Genomic DNA, 14,765 nt, shown 5'->3' with positions numbered 1-14,765 from the left:
GGAGCGGAGCCGGTCACCTCTTCTCGACATGAAACCACCACCGAGTTCCACGCGAGCGTATGCCGGGTGCCCGGGTGAGACGGAGCGCCCACTCGACTGGGGCTGGTGGGACGCAGCGCCCACTCGACTGGGGCTGGTGGGACGCAGCGCCCACTCGACTGGGGGATCTCGGTCGAGTGGGCGCTTCGTCTCAGGCGTCACAGTGGCGTGACGCACCAAGGGCGAGCGTGGTGCGGGCACAGCGGCGGTGGGTACCGTGCGAGACGAGACCCCGGAGGTGCCTCGTGTCGCAAGTCCGAGCCGGACGCAGCAGCCAGCGCGGCCGGGTCGCGTGCGCCATCGCGGCCCTGTTGGCTGTCTTGGTCACTGCCGCGTGCTCGACGAGTGGTCCTTCACCGTCGACCACCTCGTCCACGCCGGTGACCACTGCCACGACCACCGCCACGGCCAGTGACACCACGACGCAGGCTCCGTCCACGACGACACCGCAGGCGTCCGGATCGAGCGCGCCGACGTCGAGCCCCGGGTCCGCCTCCGGCTCGGTGCGAGTCGTGCGCACCGTGGCGACGGGCATCGACGTCCCGTGGGGCCTCGCACGGCTGCCCGACGGCGGGGTCCTGGTGACCTCGCGAGACTCCCTCACCGTGAGCCGGCTCGACGTCACGACTGGCCGGCTCACCACGGTTGGCACCGTCCCGGGCGTGCTGACGGACGTGACCAGGGGCGGCGAGGGCGGCCTTCTCGGCATTGCTGTGAGCCCTCAGTTCGCTTCGGACAGAACGATCTTCGTGTACTTCTCCACGTCGAGCGACAATCGCGTCGCCGCCATCACGTACGACCCGTCCAAGCCCGCCGGAAGCCAGCTGGGCACCCCGCGAGTGATCGTCACCGGCATCCCACACGGCATACGGCACAACGGGGGACGTCTCGCGTTCGGTCCCGACGGGTACCTCTACGCCACGACCGGCGAGACCGGCGATCCGCCTCTGGCGCAAGACCGCTCGTCGCTCGGCGGGAAGATCCTCCGGATGACCGCCGCCGGCAAGCCTGCTCCCGGCAACCCGTTCGGCACGCTCGTCTGGTCCTACGGCCACCGCAACGTGCAGGGCATCGCCTGGGACGCGGGCGGGCGGCTGTGGGCATCGGAGTTCGGCGACCACAGCGAGGACGAGCTCAACCTCATCCTGCCGGGGCACAACTACGGCTGGCCCCAGACGGAGGGCTTCACCACGCAGCAGGGGATCACCGGCCCGGTCGCACAATGGGGCCCTCCCGAGGACTCGCCGAGCGGGATCGCGATCGCCGACGGCTCGGTATGGATGGCAGCCCTTCGCGGCCAGCGGCTCTGGCGCATCCCGCTAGCCGGCACGAAGGTCGTGGCGAGCCCGCAGGACTTCCTCGTCAGCCGGTACGGCCGGCTGCGAAGCGTGCTCGCGCTCGACGACCACACCCTGCTCGTCACCACGAGCAACCGGGACGGCCGGGCCCAGCCGAACCAGGGCGACGACCACGTCCTCCTGCTCACCGTCAGCTGACCGCCGCCGGCCACACGACGCGGTCGTCAGGCGTCGACGACCCGGCGCAGCTCGAAGGCCTCCCGGAGCCCGGTCACGTCCGCGCCCGGAACATGCTGGGCGGCAAGCGCATAGGTCTCCTCGACGAGCCCGACGAGGGTCGCGACCGCCTCGTGGGGCGGCGCCACGAGCAGCGACCTGATGCGCTCGACGAGCCGGTCGGGGCGGTGCGGAAGCAGCGTGGCCTCCCAGTCGAGCCACTTGTGGAACGGGTGCGGCATCCAGACGCGGTTGATCCCGAAGAGCGCGTCGAGGACGCCTTGCACGTCATCGACGATGTCGCGGTGCAGCAGGAACACGTCGTCGCGGTCAGCCAGCATCTCGAGGCGCTCGCGGGAGCGCATGTCCAGCCCTTGGAGCACGAGCGCGACCGCGAGCGCCTCCGGGTAGGCGGCACATCGCTCCCGCCACGCGTCGATGACGGCTTCGCCGTACAGGGGTATGCCGTCCCGCAGGGCCGTGACGCGCACCTGCAGCTCCGCGTCCGTGTCCCCCGCCAGTGCGCGGTCGATGTAGTCGTCGATGGTCGAGGTGACGAAGCCGCTGACGTCGATCTTCACCCCGCCGACCGACAGCCCGTCCGCCCACTCGACGTCGTCCGCCTCGGCGTAGACCCGCGCCCAGCCGGCGCCCTCGATGGCGGCCTCACGGTCCTCGACGGTCGGCGGCGAGGACCAGTAGACGTCGAGCTCGATGTCGGAGAGCGCGTCGGCCCGACCGCGGGCGACCGAGCCGCCGATGAGGGCGGCGACCACCTTGTCGTTGCGCTGGTACGCCTGGACGGCGCGGCGGGCGATGTCGACCCGGCGCTGCACCTCGTCGGGCTGTCTCGGGGTGTCGGCGGCGTTCATGCTGGCCATGATGCAGCGACGAGCCGCGTTGCGTGGTCTCAATGTCCGGTGGGGAGGCGCACGCTCGCGATCGTGGTCAGGACCGGGTTTGCGTCGTCGCCGTCCTTGATCTCCCCGCCACGCCACACCATCGACAGGTCGCGACCCTGGACGGACAGCTCGGCGAGGCTGTTGTCGAACCACGGGCCGTCGGTGACCCGCCATGGGTAGGCCGGTTCGGGCACGCGCTTGGAGTGCCTGGTGACGAACCGCATCGGCCGCACCAGAGACCGGGCGAAGGCCGACATCATGACCCGGATCCCGATGGGCATCGGGTTGCGGATCGGAGAGCAGACGGCCTGGATGATGCGTGACTGGGCGCCATATCGGGCCTTCGCGTCGATGACCTCCGTGACGTACGAGTTGTGGACGTCACCGGACAGGAACACGATCGTGGCCGGCGCCAGGCCGCGCTCACCCCTGGCCACCGACATCACCATGTCGAAGACCTCGACGAAGCCGTCGTTGAACGCAGCCCAGTGCTCGAGATCGACCGACTGGCGGACCTTTTCGGCCCCTCGCGAGACGAGCCGGCCGTGCGCGCCGGTCGCGAGGACCTCGTCGATCGCCTCGAAGTCGTGCAGGCCCGGCGGGAGCATGAAGGGCAGCGACGTGCCGACGAGCAGGTGCGCGACGTCACCGGTCAGCTGCTCGTCGAGCCAAGCCATCTCGTCAGGGTCGAGCATCGAGCGGTGCTTCGGCTCCAGGACGCGGGCCGCGCGCGAGTCGACCACGACGAGGCGGGTGTCGCCGAGGTCACGCCGGTAGCTCCAGCGGTAGACCTCAGGGTGGCGGTCGGAGCGGCGGGCGAGGTCGAACACCGCGTCGGTGAGGTCGACCTCCTCGTCGCCGGCCGCCGCGTCGAGATACTGGGAGTAGACCTCGTCGTCGGCCAGCTCGGCCGGCGAGAGGTTGCCGATGTGCTGGTACACCCAGTAGGACGAGAGGCCGCCCATCAGCCGCTCGTGCCACCAGGGCGTCTTGTTGATCTCCTCGTGCCACGTCCACGAGGTGTTCCAGTCGTCGCGGATGTCGTGGTCGTCGAAGATCATGCAGCTCGACACGGTCGCGAGAAGCCACCGGTTGGCCTCCTCGCTCCATCCCAGCCAGTAGAGGTGGGCGTACTCCTCGTAGTCCTTGATCTCCTGGCCCGGCGGCTCGTCGAGGCTGCGCCGGCTTGCGATGAACTCCCTCATCTCGTCCGACGTCTCGTCGGCATAGACCTGGTCGCCGAGGAACGCCAACAGGTCCGGCCACTGCTCCTCGCCCCGGGTCAGCGCGAGCGCCAGCGTCCGCAGCGCGTCGACACCGTGGGTCTGGTTGCCCGACCGGTCGTGCGAGGCGCTGGTCCGGCACGAGCCGAACAGCAGCCTCGTCGGCCGGCGCCGGTCCATGGTCCGGATCCGTGGCGGAGGAAAGGGACTGTCCGGCGGCGGCCACACCGGAGCGTCACCGAGCCGGACGGCATACTCCAGCTCGTCTCCGGGCTCGAGCCCGTCGACGACGACGAGGGCGTAGTGGTGCCCCTTGACTGCGAAGGTCGGCGCGCGCCACTGCCGCCCGCCGGCGATGACCGTGACGACCCCGGCGGCGGGTGTCTCGACCCAGATCGTGGCGTCGGTCTCGCCGACGTACCTCAGCATCGGGCCCAGGACGAGCTGGACCGACTGGTCGGACTCGCTCATGACAGAGCCATACCCGCTCTGCGGGCCCACGATCGCGTCCCGGCCTCAGCCGCGTCCGAGCCGGGTGTCGAGGAACGCGAGGACCCGCTCCCATGCGTCCGCCGCGACCTCCGCGTTGTACCTCGACGGCGCGGTGTCGTTGAAGAAGGCATGGCCGACGCCGTGGTAGACGCGGGCGGTGAAGTCGACCCCGGCCCCGGTCATGCGGGCCTCGAGCTCCGGCACGCCGTCGGTGATGCCGTGGTCCTCCTCGCCGTAGAAGGCGAGCACCGGGCAGGCGATGGTCGCCGGGTCGGCGTCCTCGGGAAAGTGCCCGTAGAACGGGATCGCGGCCCTCAGCCGCGGCTCGGCGGCGGCGAGCGCGTAGGTGTAGGTCCCCCCGAAGCAGTACCCCATCACCGCGACGCGGCCCTCGACGCCCGGCTCGTCGACGAGGGCGTCCACCACGGCACGGAGTGCGGGCACCGCCCACGCCGCGAACTCGGGCTGCCGGGCCGGCGTGGTCGCGGCCCGCATCTCCGGCTGGGCCGCGAGGCGGTCCGCCTCGGTCCCGTTGAACATGAGCGTGAAGAGCCGCTCCCCGGCCTCGGGTGTCAGCCCGACATGCCCGAGCAGGTCCGGCGCGACGGCGACGTAGCCCTGCGCCGCGACCCGGTCGGCGACGTCCTTGACGTGGTCGACGAGCCCCCAGATCTCCTGGATGACGATGACGGCGCCTCGCGGGGCACCCGCCCCGGCGGGCGGGTCGGCGCGGTAGGCGGTGAGCTCGCGCTCGGGGAACTCGATCATCTGACCCATGCCCATGTCATATCAGGGCGTGCTGGACCGTGGGCCCCGGACGACGGCTGGGCCTTCGCTGGGAGGATCGCTGGGTGACGACGACGACGGAGGCCGCCTGGGCGGTCGCGCTCGCGCGGTCGGCCGCCGGGGCCGGGCCCGCTCCCGATGAGCGTGCCGCCCCGGACGAGGCTGGGTATGCCGGCCCCGCCGTTGCCGGGGTCGCGTCGGCACCCGGGGTCGCGTCGGCACCCGGGGTGGGCTGGGTGGAGACTCCGTCGGGCGCGGACATCGCGTTCGTCGACGAGGCCGTCGTCAAGCTGCACCACCCGCGCACGGACGTCGGAGAGCTGCGCGCCCGGCTCGAGGCGGTCCGGACGGAGGCGCTGGCCGGGCTGTTCGTGGCGCCGCTCACCGCAGCCATCCAGGCGCCCGACGGCCGCTGGGCCACGGCCTGGCGGAGGGTGGGCGTGCTCACCGAAGATGCGACCGAGGTCCCCTGGGCGCAGGCGGGGCGGCTGCTCGCCTCCCTCCACCGGGCGACGCCACCAGCGGGCCTGCCGCCGCACGGCGGGCCGGCGCGAGTCGAGCGGGCACTCGAGCGGGTGTCCGTCCTTGAGCATCGGCCCGCGCGGGACCTGGCCGGCCTGGGCGCCCGCCTGCTGCACGAGGTCCGGTCCACGGCCACCCGGCATACCGAGGGGGCACGGACGACGCCGCCCACCGTGGTCCACGGGGACTGGCATCTCGGCCAGCTCGCCGCCTCCGGGCCGCGGCTGCGGCTCCTCGACGTCGACGACCTCGGCGTGGGTGACCCTGCCTGGGACCTCGCCCGGCCGGCCGGGTTCTGGGCGGCCGGGCTGCTCGCCGACGCGGCGTGGCGGACGTTTCTGGACGCGTACCGCCGCGCGGGCGGGCCGGCCGTTCCCGCCACCGGCGATCCCTGGCCGAGGCTCGACCTCGCCGCCCGATGTGCCGTCTTTGTCGCAGCCGTCCGTGCAGTGTCCATCCAGGCCACTCACAGCGTTGACCCAGCGGGCTCCCTGTTGGCGGCGTGCGCCCGGATGTGAGGATGGGTCGCATGAGCCAGCAACCACCGCCCTTCCCGCACCAGGACGCCACCGGAGCGGCCGGCAACCAGCAGCACGGCTACGTCTGCCCGAAGTGCCGCGGCACGATGCGCACCTACGACCGCAACGGGGTGCACGTCGAGCAGTGCGACCAGTGCCGCGGCATCTTCCTCGACTTCGGCGAGTTCGAGCACCTGAGCCAGCTCGAGGGCCGGTTCGCCGCCCAGCCTCCGCCTGCGCAGTACGGCGGCCCGTCGTGGGGGAACCAGAGCGGGCACAAGTACCGCAAGAAGGGCTTCTCAGGGCTCTTCTTCTCCAGCTGATCGCTCCGACCACCCAGCTCCCGCTGGGGCCGTCCGCACGGAGCGCTCAACAACCCGCCACATGGTCGATGGTTGCAGCACACAACCGTGGCACGCCTCAACAGTCGGCCAAGTGGCCAGTTGTCGTGACCCGCGTCACTCGACTCGGTTGACCGTCTTCTCGATGCCCGCCGTGACACTCGAGTAGTCGTCGGTCGGCGACCTGCCGAGCACGGATCCCCAGGCGGGCACCAGCTCGGGGCCGTACCGGTGGCCGTAGCCGTCGGGCGGGTCGTGCCCGACCGCCATGTCGGTGGTCAGCTGCCAGAACGTCACGAACGGGATCCACGTGACGTCCGGGTTGACGTCGCGGCCGCGCGGCTCGCGCAGCCAGTCGGGCTCCGCGCCGAGCAGGGCCGGGTTCCACCAGACCACCGGGTCCGACGGGTGCTGCGCATAGACGAACCGCGGGTACTCCCAGGCGCCGTAGTCGCGCCCGTAGTAGTCGTGGGTCAGCTCGTCCCCGCTCGCCGCGAACCGGATGTGCTTCCCGCCGTCGACGACCGGCACGATCTCCGGCGAGCCTTCGTTCCGCGCGGCCGTCAGCGACTCGGCGATCTCGGTGAAGCTCGGGGTGCCCACCCACACGCCACCCTGGCTGCGCCGCAGCATGTCGTTCGCGTCCGCGAACGCGGCCTGACCGCCGTACGAGCCGAGCGACTCACCGCCGACGACCAGCTGCGGACGCTCACCCTCAGGGAGCCTCGACCACACGGCATACACCTTGTCGAAGAGCGCCTTGCCCGCCTCCCGCGGCGTCTCGCGGTCGGTCATCATCGACATCGCGCTCGGCAGGTAGGAGTACTGCATGGCCGCGATCGCGCTGTCGCCGTTGCTGAGATACTCGATCGACTGGGCGGACCAGTCGTCCACCCACCCGGTGCCCGTGGTCGTGAAGACGGCGAGGACCTTCCGGTTGAAGGCGTTGGTGCGCTGGAGCTCCCTGACGACGGCGTCGGCGACCTGGGACACGGTGCGGTCCTGGGTGCGGCCGGCATACACCCTGATCGGGTCGATCGCGCCGAGCCCGGTTGCCGCCGTGATCTGCGCGGCGGTCGGGGCGCTGGTGACGAACATCTGACCCTGGAACCCGAGGCTGGCGTAGCTCTCGTACGACCCAGGCCCACCCGAGCGCAACGGCGACGTGGGAGCCGAGCGGCCAGGCGGCGGGTTCGAGTTCACTTGTGCCGCAATGGCGGCGAACGCCTGCATCCCGCGCCGGAACACGACGTTGTCGCTGATCCACGCGGTCGCGGTGGCCACCACGACGACCGCGATCACGCTGGCGATCGTCTTGGGCAGCACCTGGTTCGCGGCCTCGGCGAGTCGATGGGTCATCGCACGAAGCCCACGAGCGATCGCGATGAGCAGGACGAGGATCGCGGTGGCGAGCACCAGCGCCATCGCCCAGTCGACGGGGTGGAGCGGGTCGAGGTCCACGACGGCGGCGGTGCGCGCCTGTGACCTGACGTTGGCGACGGTGACGCCGAGCACGGCGACGGCGGCGAACAGCGGGGCGGCGACGAGCAGCCAGTGGCGCGCCTCGCCGCTGACCGTGACGCGGAGGTCGATCAGCCGCGCGACCTTGCGCACCACCCACGACAGGAGCACGCCGATCGCGTAGCCCAGCGCGGCGCAGAGACCGCTGATGATGCCCTGGTAGTACCAGGTGCGCGGGAGCAGGCTCGGCGACATCGAGATGAGGAAGTACACGGCCCCGAAGAACAGACCCGCGCGCGAGACGTGCCACCACGGCTGCCGGCCGGGGCGCACGAGATCGCGAGCGAGGGGCATGTAGCCACAGTAAGTGGACGCAACCGGACACCGCCTCAGGTTTCGCCCTTAGTCACCCCTGAGTCCCCTGACCAAGCCGGGCCCGCGATCGGCAGGATGGGGGCGTGGGCACCCCCGAGCGAGTCGACTCCTTCCGCCGTGACGGCCTCGAGTTCGACGTCAGCGACGAGGGCCCGCTCGACGGGGAGGTCGTCGTGCTGCTGCACGGTTTCCCCACCGACCGCACCTGCTGGAGCCGCGTGACCGCGCAGCTCAACGGTGCCGGCCTGCGGACCCTGGCCCCCGACCAGCGCGGGTACTCCCCCGCCGCGCGCCCGGCCGGCCGGACGGCATACCGGCTCGAGGAGCTGGTCGGAGACGTCGTCGCGCTCGTCGATGCCACCGGGGCTTCACGCGTCCACCTGGTCGGGCACGACTGGGGCGGCGCCATCGCCTGGCTCGTCGCCGGCAACTACCCCGACCGCGTCGCGACCGTCACCGCGGTCTCGACCCCGCACCCCGCTGCCCTCGCGCGCGCCTGGCGCACGGGCACCGACCAGCGGCTGCGCTCCTGGTACATCGCGGCCCTGCAGGTCCCGCGCCTGTCCGAGTGGGCCCTCGCTGCGCGGTTCGAGCGAGCGCTCGCACGAACGGGGCTGCCCCCCGAGGACACCACGAGGTATGCCGCCCGGCTGGCTCACCGGGACGCGCTGACCGGGCCGGCCAGCTGGTATCGCGCGGTGCGCTCGTCCCACGTCCGGGCGCATCGCGTCCGGGTCCCCGCTGCGCTGGTCTGGGGCCGGTCCGACCCGTTCCTCGGGCGGCGAGCAGCCGAGCTGACCCGCGAGCACGTGACTGCGGACTACCTCTTCGTCGAGCTCGATGCCGGGCACTGGCTGCCCGAGACGCGTGCCGACGACGTGGCCAGTGTCATCCTGCAACGCATCGGCCAGGGGCTGCGCGGGAGTGACGATGCGGGAAACACGCCCGACCCGAGGTAGTTTCGCGACGTGAAGATCGACATCTGGTCCGACATCGTGTGCCCGTTCTGCTACCTCGGCAAGCGCCGGCTCGAGCAGGCGCTCGCGACGTTCGAGCACCGTGACGAGGTCGAGGTGACGTGGCACAGCTTCGAGCTCGACCGTGGCGCCCCCGCGGTGTCCAGCCAGCCGCTCGTCGACCTCGTGGCCTCGAAGTACGGCATCAGCCCGGATCAGGCCGCCGAGCAGCACCGGTCGATCGCGGCCGCCGCCACCGAGCTCGGTCTCGAGTTCAACTGGGAGCAGGCGCGATACGGCAACACCTTCGATGCGCACCGCGTCGTGCACCTCGCGGCCGACCACGGCCTCGCCGACCTCGCTCACGACCGGCTCATGCGCGCCTACTTCACCGACGGCCTCGCCGTCGGCGACCGCGACACGCTCGTCGCGCTCGCCCTCCAGATCGGGCTCGACGAGTCCGAGGTGCGCGAGATGCTCGACTCGGACGACTACGGCAACCACGTCCGCAGCGACGAGGCGACCGCGAAGATGCTGGGGATCGAGTCAGTGCCGTTCTTCGTCCTCGACCGCAAGTACGGCCTGTCCGGCGCCCAGCCGGTCGAGGTCTTCCAGCAGGCCCTTGCGACCGCGTGGTCCACTCGCCATGAGCAGCCTGAGCCGGTCGCCGTCGGCGGCTGCGGCGGCGGCTGCGGAGCCGGTGGCTGCGGCGGCGCCTGCGCCCGCTGACCGACCCGCCCACCGACCCCGCCCACCGACCCCGCCCCCTTTCACAGTCGAGCAAGCCGCGCACGCACCCTCCCCGTCGAGTGGGCGCCCCGTCACTCCTGTCACGTGAGCCGCGCCCGCACCCTCCCAGTCGAGCGATCACCCGCAGCGCTCGGTGCGCCACCATCCGGATCGGACGGCCGCCTCCCAGTCCGCGTCGTCGGGGATCAGAAGGCCCGGGTAGAGGCCTGTCGTCTCGTCGTAGCCGAAGCCGACCGCCCAGCTGACCGGCTCATCCTCCAAGCCGAGGAAGTCGACGAGCACGTGCTGCGGCTCCGCGGCAACCCGGATCGTGCCCGGGTGATGCTCGATGAGGACTCGCCCTTCGGCCCGGCGGCGCTCGTCGAGAACGTCGCCGGACTCCTCCGGCCCGTTGTAGAGGACGCGAGTACCGACCGCCAGATCACCGACCGTGAAAGGTCTCATGCAAACCCTCCTGTCAAGCGACGCTTCAAGGGAGTCGAACGTAGTCCAGGCGCCACTCAAGATGCCGACGGAGTGAGCCAGACGCGCACAGGCACCCTCCACGTCGAGTGAGCGCCCCGTCACCCTGGTCACGTGAGTCACGTGGCGGGTGGGACGGAGCGCTCAGTCGACGTGGGGCTGGTGGGACGGGGCGCTCACTCGACGTGGGGCTGGTGGGACCGGGCGCTCACTCGACGTGAAAGCAGGGACAACACGGGGCGCTCAGTCGACCGCGAGGGCCGGGGGCGGCATACGGTTGGCGCGTGGAACACCCGCGCATGTTCGACACGGCGGACCCGTACCTCGTGCGGCTCAGAGAGATCTGCCTGGCCCTGCCCGGCGCCGACGAGAAGGTGTCACACGGCCGCCCGAACTTCTTCACCAAGAAGGTGTTCGCGGTCTATGGCGGCGTCATCAGAGGCGACCACGACCCGTGGCCGTACGCGCAGGCGCTGCTGTTCGTCCCGGACTCCGCCGAGCGCCCGGCGCTGCTCGGCGACGGGCGGGTGTTCGAGCCGGCATACCTCGGGCCGTACGGCTGGCTGGGTCTCAACCTGCGCCACGACGACGGAGCCGACGGCGTCGACTGGGCCGAGGTGGGCGAGCTCGTCGATGCCTCCTACCGCCGGACCGCGCCGGCCGTGCTGGTCCGCGAGCTCGATGGCCGGCACGGCGCGCACGAACCACCGACGAACACCACCCGCTGAGACACCCCCGTGCGCTCCGCGCGGACGTATGGTTGGGCACCGCTCACGAACGTTGACGAAAGGTGCACATGGGACGGCACACCGACCCGGCGGTCGTGACGCGCCGTGCGGCGGTGGTCACGCTGACCGCGTCGGCACTGCTCGTCGCCGCCGGCATCGCCGTCCTCGTGAAGTCCGGAGGCATGGGCTGGCCCGGGCACACACCCGGGCCCACCGCGTCGACACCTCCGTCGAGTGAGGAGCCCGAGCCGTCGCGGACCGTGCCGAAGAACACGCCGACCGCTCTGCCCACCGCGACACCCACGACTCCGCAGGCCGTCGTGACGGCTGCCGACGCTCGCGCCGTGCCGAGTCCTCGCGCGTCCGCGCGGCAGACAACCACGCCGTCCCCGCGCCGGCCGTCGCCGCCGGACAAGGGTGGCACCGGTAGCGGAGGGCTCGCCAACCAGGTCGTGAACCTTGTCAACATCGAGCGGGCCCGGGCCGGATGCCGCCCGCTCGTCATGAGCGCGTCACTGCAGCGGGCCGCCCAGGCCCACAGCGCCGATATGGCGGAGAACGACCAGCTGTCGCACGACGGTTCCAACGGGGAGTCCTTCGTCTCTCGGCTCCGGGCAGCTGGCTACCGCGGCGGGCCGGTCGGGGAGAACATCGCCGCCGGCGCCTCGACCGCGAAGGCCGTGATGAGGATCTGGATGGACGGCCGCGCCGACCGGGACAACATCCTCAACTGCCGGTTCACGGCGATCGGCGTCGGCATGGCCTCGGACGGCTCGTCCGGCTCGTACTGGACCCAGGACTTCGGCGGCTGACGGTCGAGCCCACCCGCAGGGCCACGGCGCCGCGATCGTCGGCCGATAGGTTGGCCGGCATGCACCCGTGGCACAGCCAGGACCGACATGTCGTGCGGGTCGAGTGGGGCCCGACCGGCGCCGCGGCGCTGACGACGTATGCCGTCCGGTCCGGTGCCACGGTCGCAGCCGTCGTCGTCGACGTCCTCAGCTTCACGACCTGCGTGTCGGTGGGGGTCGACGCGGGGATGCGAGTGCATCCCTACCGGTGGAAGGACGAGACCGCGCAGGCTTATGCCGACTCGCGCGGAGCCGTGCTCGCGCAGCCCCGGTCACGGGCGCGCACGGGCAGCGGAATCAGCCTGTCCCCCAGCTCGATTCGGAAGGCAAGCGGAGTGAGCGACCTGGTGCTGCCGTCGCCCAACGGCTCCACGATCAGCGCGTTGCTGGCGGACGCAGGAGCTGAGGTCGTCGCCGCCTCGCTGCGCAACCATCGGGCTGTCGCGGCGTGGCTGGTCGAGCGGCTCGAGGCGGCTCGGGGACGGCAGCCGGCCGTCGTGCTCGTGCCCGCCGGGGAGCGCTGGCCGGACGGGTCGCTGCGCCCCGCGGTCGAGGACCTGTGGGGAGCCGGGGCCGTCGTCGCGGCGCTGGCCGCGCGGCTCGAGCACCGCGGCGGCCCACTGCTGCTGAGCCCGGAGGCCGTGGCCGCGGCTGCTGCGTGGACAGCCGTGCAGGAAGGCGTGAGCGAGGCGCTGCTCGCGTGCGCGAGCGGCCGCGAGCTGGTCGAGCAGGGCTGGCCCGAAGACGTCGCGGTCGCTGCGGAGGTCGACACGTCCGACGTCGTGCCCGTGCTCCGGGATGGGGTCTTCGCCGCGCAGGAGCGCTAGTGCCCCATCGCGCTCCAGAAGGCGGACGCGGCGCGTGACTGACGTCCGGTGCGGCGCTCCGACCAGTCGGCCGACGACATCAGCGCGGTCACTGCGTTGACACCGAGCCAACGGAACGGCTCGGGCTCCCAGGCGCGGGACGTGCGGCCGGCCCACGGCAGCGACGTGAGGTCCTCCGGGTCGTCACCGGTGATCATCGCGGCAAGGGTGCGACCGGCGAGCGCCGAGGTGGCCACCCCGTCGCCTACATAGCCACCTGCGAAAGCGAGACCGGTGTGCCGGTCGTGGCGGACCGAGGGGAACCAGTCGCGGGGGACGCCGAGGTTGCCTCCCCAGGCGTGGGTGAAGGTCACGTCCTCGAGGACCGGAAAGAGCTCGACGAGGATGCGGCGCAGCGCTGCGTGGACTCGGTCGTCGCGGTCGAAAGCCGGCGAGACCTTGGAGGCGTAGTGGTACGGGGCCCCGCGGCCGCCGAACGCGATGCGGCCGTCACGGGTGCGCTGGCCGTAGATCGTCAGGTGGCGGTTGTCGGCGAACGTCGTCCGGCGCTCGAGCCCGAGCTGCGCCCACATGTCGTCGGAGAGCGGCTCCGTGGCGGTCATCAGCGAGTAGACCGGGGCGATGGCGCGGCGACGGCCGGTCACAGTCGGCGTGTAGCCCTCGGTCGCCAGCACCACGTGCTCGGCGCGCACCGTGCCGTGGGCCGTGACGATGCGCCGGCTCCGGATGTCGACCGCGCTCGTGCGCTCATGGATGACGGCACCGCGCTCCTCGACGACGCGGGCAAGGCCGCGGACCAGCCGGGCGGGATGGATCGCCGCGCAGTGCGGGGTCCACGACCCACCGAGCGCCTCGGACACGTGGGCGAACTCGGCCACCTCGTGCGCGTCGAGTAGACGGTGGTCGGCCTCCCCGAACCCCCACGACCGGTAGTCGGCCACCTCCTCGCGGACGCGCTCGAGCTGCGCCGGGTTGCGCGCGACGGAAAGGTACCCGCCCTGGTCGAAGTGGCAGTCGATGCCCTCCTCCTGCGCGATGCGGCCCACCTCGGCGACCGTGTCGTGCAGCCGCAGCTGCATCCGGATCGCCGCATCGCGGCCGCGCTCGCTCGCCATCCGCTTCAGGGACGCCGGGAAGAGGGCCGAGCACCAGCCGCCGTTGCGGCCCGAAGCGCCGAAGCCGGCGACCTCCTTCTCGAGGAGAGCCACCCGGATCGTCGGGTCGACCCGCAGCAGGTGGTATGCCGTCCAGAGCCCCGTGTAGCCCGCGCCGACGATCGCGACGTCGACCTCGAGATCGCTACTCAGCGACGCGCGGGGCGCGAGGTCGTCGTCGATGGTGTCGTGCCACAGGCTCAGACCCCGGTAACCGCTCGCAAGCATGTCCGGATTATGCACCGCCTGGATGAGCGCGGTGGGAAGTCGTGAAACTCACTTTTCACTTGAATCCCATTCCAACACCTACGGATTCCGTAGGCGCCGAACACCGGGGCCAGTCGCTTCCGTCGTCCTGCCTCCACCGGTCCGCCGGCAACGATGCCGGTCGCAGCGACACTCCCTCGCCCGCCGTCCGTCTGTAGGTTATGGCCCCCTGCGCAGCCGATCTCCCGGTGCCGCTCGAAGACCTTCCCGCGCTGCTGTCAAAAGAGCTGGTCCCGGCTCGGCCGAGCGGAGTGCGGGTCACGGCAGTCGATGCCCAAGGTGGTGTGGACCTCGTACTGCGCTTCCTTATCGAGGTAGATGCCGGTTCGCCCGCAGTAACGCAGGTGTGGAGGTTGGCGATGGAGATTCCATCGGGGGACCTGACTCTCCTCGATGGTTACTCGTTCATACTGACCCTGCGTGCCAACCTCGAGGAGTGGTGGCACACCGGCCAGGGTGAGATGGCGGGGCTTGAAGCCGTTCGGTTGCGCTGAACGTGGAGCCGGTTGGAGCCGGTTGCATCCGGTTCGCTGACCTGCGGATTCCGTAGGTGGGCGGGGCCCTGCCGACCACTTCCGTCGTGAGGACGTGGAGGGC

16 protein-coding genes are annotated in these 14,765 nt (G+C 71.5%); 9 read left to right on the top strand and 7 right to left on the bottom strand.

The features are described from left to right. Positions 1 to 190 precede the first annotated feature (190 nt). Complete coding sequence (locus tag ACYVLP_RS24550; RefSeq protein WP_460629907.1) at positions 191 to 574, bottom strand: hypothetical protein; 384 nt, start codon at positions 572 to 574, stop codon at positions 191 to 193. Between ACYVLP_RS24550 and ACYVLP_RS24545 the strand changes: the two genes are divergently transcribed. After that, a complete protein-coding gene (locus ACYVLP_RS24545) occupies positions 552 to 1,535 on the top strand; it encodes a PQQ-dependent sugar dehydrogenase (protein WP_460629906.1) in 984 nt (327 codons plus the stop codon). The genes ACYVLP_RS24550 and ACYVLP_RS24545 overlap by 23 nt on opposite strands. Before the next feature lie 26 nt (positions 1,536 to 1,561). On the opposite strand, the gene ACYVLP_RS24540 is transcribed toward ACYVLP_RS24545, so the two are convergent. Genes ACYVLP_RS24540 through ACYVLP_RS24530 form a run of 3 tightly spaced genes read right to left on the bottom strand, consistent with a single transcriptional unit; the run spans position 1,562 to position 4,947 of the window. Further along, complete coding sequence (locus ACYVLP_RS24540) at positions 1,562 to 2,425, bottom strand: hypothetical protein (RefSeq protein WP_460629905.1); 864 nt, start codon at positions 2,423 to 2,425, stop codon at positions 1,562 to 1,564. Positions 2,426 to 2,463: 38 nt separating this feature from the next. After that, a complete protein-coding gene (locus ACYVLP_RS24535) occupies positions 2,464 to 4,149 on the bottom strand; it encodes an alkaline phosphatase D family protein (protein WP_460629904.1) in 1,686 nt (561 codons plus the stop codon). Positions 4,150 to 4,194: 45 nt separating this feature from the next. Further along, positions 4,195 to 4,947, bottom strand: coding sequence for a dienelactone hydrolase family protein (locus ACYVLP_RS24530; protein WP_460629903.1), 753 nt, complete (start codon positions 4,945 to 4,947; stop codon positions 4,195 to 4,197). Positions 4,948 to 5,021: 74 nt separating this feature from the next. Between ACYVLP_RS24530 and ACYVLP_RS24525 the strand changes: the two genes are divergently transcribed. Next, entirely contained in the window at positions 5,022 to 5,996 is a 975-nt protein-coding gene (locus tag ACYVLP_RS24525; protein ID WP_460629902.1) for a phosphotransferase family protein, read from the top strand. A gap of 11 nt (positions 5,997 to 6,007) precedes the next feature. Further along, positions 6,008 to 6,319, top strand: coding sequence for a TFIIB-type zinc ribbon-containing protein (locus tag ACYVLP_RS24520; RefSeq protein WP_460629901.1), 312 nt, complete (start codon positions 6,008 to 6,010; stop codon positions 6,317 to 6,319). Positions 6,320 to 6,454: 135 nt separating this feature from the next. Here ACYVLP_RS24520 and ACYVLP_RS24515 read toward each other — a convergent pair whose 3' ends face one another. Continuing rightward, positions 6,455 to 8,152 (bottom strand): alpha/beta hydrolase, encoded by a 1,698-nt coding sequence (locus ACYVLP_RS24515; RefSeq protein ID WP_460629900.1) that lies wholly within the window; start codon positions 8,150 to 8,152, stop codon positions 6,455 to 6,457. A 104-nt stretch (positions 8,153 to 8,256) separates the two neighbouring features. Between ACYVLP_RS24515 and ACYVLP_RS24510 the strand changes: the two genes are divergently transcribed. Together ACYVLP_RS24510 and ACYVLP_RS24505 are read left to right on the top strand one after the other, a co-directional pair. Then, complete coding sequence (locus ACYVLP_RS24510) at positions 8,257 to 9,132, top strand: alpha/beta fold hydrolase (RefSeq protein ID WP_460629899.1); 876 nt, start codon at positions 8,257 to 8,259, stop codon at positions 9,130 to 9,132. Positions 9,133 to 9,141: 9 nt separating this feature from the next. Then, positions 9,142 to 9,858: a DsbA family oxidoreductase gene (locus tag ACYVLP_RS24505; protein WP_460629898.1), complete on the top strand. Its 717-nt coding sequence runs from the start codon at positions 9,142 to 9,144 to the stop codon at positions 9,856 to 9,858. Positions 9,859 to 9,996: 138 nt separating this feature from the next. Here ACYVLP_RS24505 and ACYVLP_RS24500 read toward each other — a convergent pair whose 3' ends face one another. Beyond that, entirely contained in the window at positions 9,997 to 10,323 is a 327-nt protein-coding gene (locus ACYVLP_RS24500; RefSeq protein WP_460629897.1) for a hypothetical protein, read from the bottom strand. A 302-nt stretch (positions 10,324 to 10,625) separates the two neighbouring features. Here ACYVLP_RS24500 and ACYVLP_RS24495 point away from each other — a divergent pair, with 302 nt between their 5' ends. The 3 genes from ACYVLP_RS24495 to ACYVLP_RS24485 all read left to right on the top strand — a co-directional run bounded on the left by ACYVLP_RS24495 (position 10,626) and on the right by ACYVLP_RS24485 (position 12,747). Then, positions 10,626 to 11,069 (top strand): MmcQ/YjbR family DNA-binding protein, encoded by a 444-nt coding sequence (locus ACYVLP_RS24495; RefSeq protein WP_460629896.1) that lies wholly within the window; start codon positions 10,626 to 10,628, stop codon positions 11,067 to 11,069. 68 nt (positions 11,070 to 11,137) lie between these two features. Continuing rightward, positions 11,138 to 11,881, top strand: a complete 744-nt coding sequence (locus ACYVLP_RS24490) for a CAP domain-containing protein (RefSeq protein WP_460629895.1) — start codon at positions 11,138 to 11,140, stop codon at positions 11,879 to 11,881. A gap of 59 nt (positions 11,882 to 11,940) precedes the next feature. Further along, positions 11,941 to 12,747 carry a 2-phosphosulfolactate phosphatase gene (locus ACYVLP_RS24485; RefSeq protein WP_460629894.1) on the top strand — a complete coding sequence of 269 codons (807 nt, stop codon included), beginning with the start codon at positions 11,941 to 11,943 and terminating at the stop codon, positions 12,745 to 12,747. On the opposite strand, the gene ACYVLP_RS24480 is transcribed toward ACYVLP_RS24485, so the two are convergent. After that, positions 12,744 to 14,129: an NAD(P)/FAD-dependent oxidoreductase gene (locus ACYVLP_RS24480; protein ID WP_460629893.1), complete on the bottom strand. Its 1,386-nt coding sequence runs from the start codon at positions 14,127 to 14,129 to the stop codon at positions 12,744 to 12,746. The two genes, ACYVLP_RS24485 and ACYVLP_RS24480, sit on opposite strands and share 4 nt — an antisense overlap. A gap of 227 nt (positions 14,130 to 14,356) precedes the next feature. Here ACYVLP_RS24480 and ACYVLP_RS24475 point away from each other — a divergent pair, with 227 nt between their 5' ends. Continuing rightward, positions 14,357 to 14,662: a hypothetical protein gene (locus ACYVLP_RS24475; protein ID WP_460629892.1), complete on the top strand. Its 306-nt coding sequence runs from the start codon at positions 14,357 to 14,359 to the stop codon at positions 14,660 to 14,662. Positions 14,663 to 14,765 lie beyond the last annotated feature (103 nt).

The sequence above is a fragment of the Intrasporangium mesophilum genome (assembly GCF_054783095.1).
This window is presented reverse-complemented; position numbering and strand designations above follow the sequence as displayed.

Coding starts and splice junctions, on each gene's coding strand:
- ACYVLP_RS24485 (WP_460629894.1), top strand. CDS start 11,941: ATGCACCCGTGGCACAGCCAGGACCGACATGTCGTGCGGGTCGAGTGG.
- ACYVLP_RS24490 (WP_460629895.1), top strand. CDS start 11,138: ATGGGACGGCACACCGACCCGGCGGTCGTGACGCGCCGTGCGGCGGTG.
- ACYVLP_RS24515 (WP_460629900.1), bottom strand. CDS start 8,152: ATGCCCCTCGCTCGCGATCTCGTGCGCCCCGGCCGGCAGCCGTGGTGG.
- ACYVLP_RS24535 (WP_460629904.1), bottom strand. CDS start 4,149: ATGAGCGAGTCCGACCAGTCGGTCCAGCTCGTCCTGGGCCCGATGCTG.
- ACYVLP_RS24520 (WP_460629901.1), top strand. CDS start 6,008: ATGAGCCAGCAACCACCGCCCTTCCCGCACCAGGACGCCACCGGAGCG.
- ACYVLP_RS24480 (WP_460629893.1), bottom strand. CDS start 14,129: ATGCTTGCGAGCGGTTACCGGGGTCTGAGCCTGTGGCACGACACCATC.
- ACYVLP_RS24550 (WP_460629907.1), bottom strand. CDS start 574: ATGCCCGTCGCCACGGTGCGCACGACTCGCACCGAGCCGGAGGCGGAC.
- ACYVLP_RS24500 (WP_460629897.1), bottom strand. CDS start 10,323: ATGAGACCTTTCACGGTCGGTGATCTGGCGGTCGGTACTCGCGTCCTC.
- ACYVLP_RS24530 (WP_460629903.1), bottom strand. CDS start 4,947: ATGGGTCAGATGATCGAGTTCCCCGAGCGCGAGCTCACCGCCTACCGC.
- ACYVLP_RS24540 (WP_460629905.1), bottom strand. CDS start 2,425: ATGAACGCCGCCGACACCCCGAGACAGCCCGACGAGGTGCAGCGCCGG.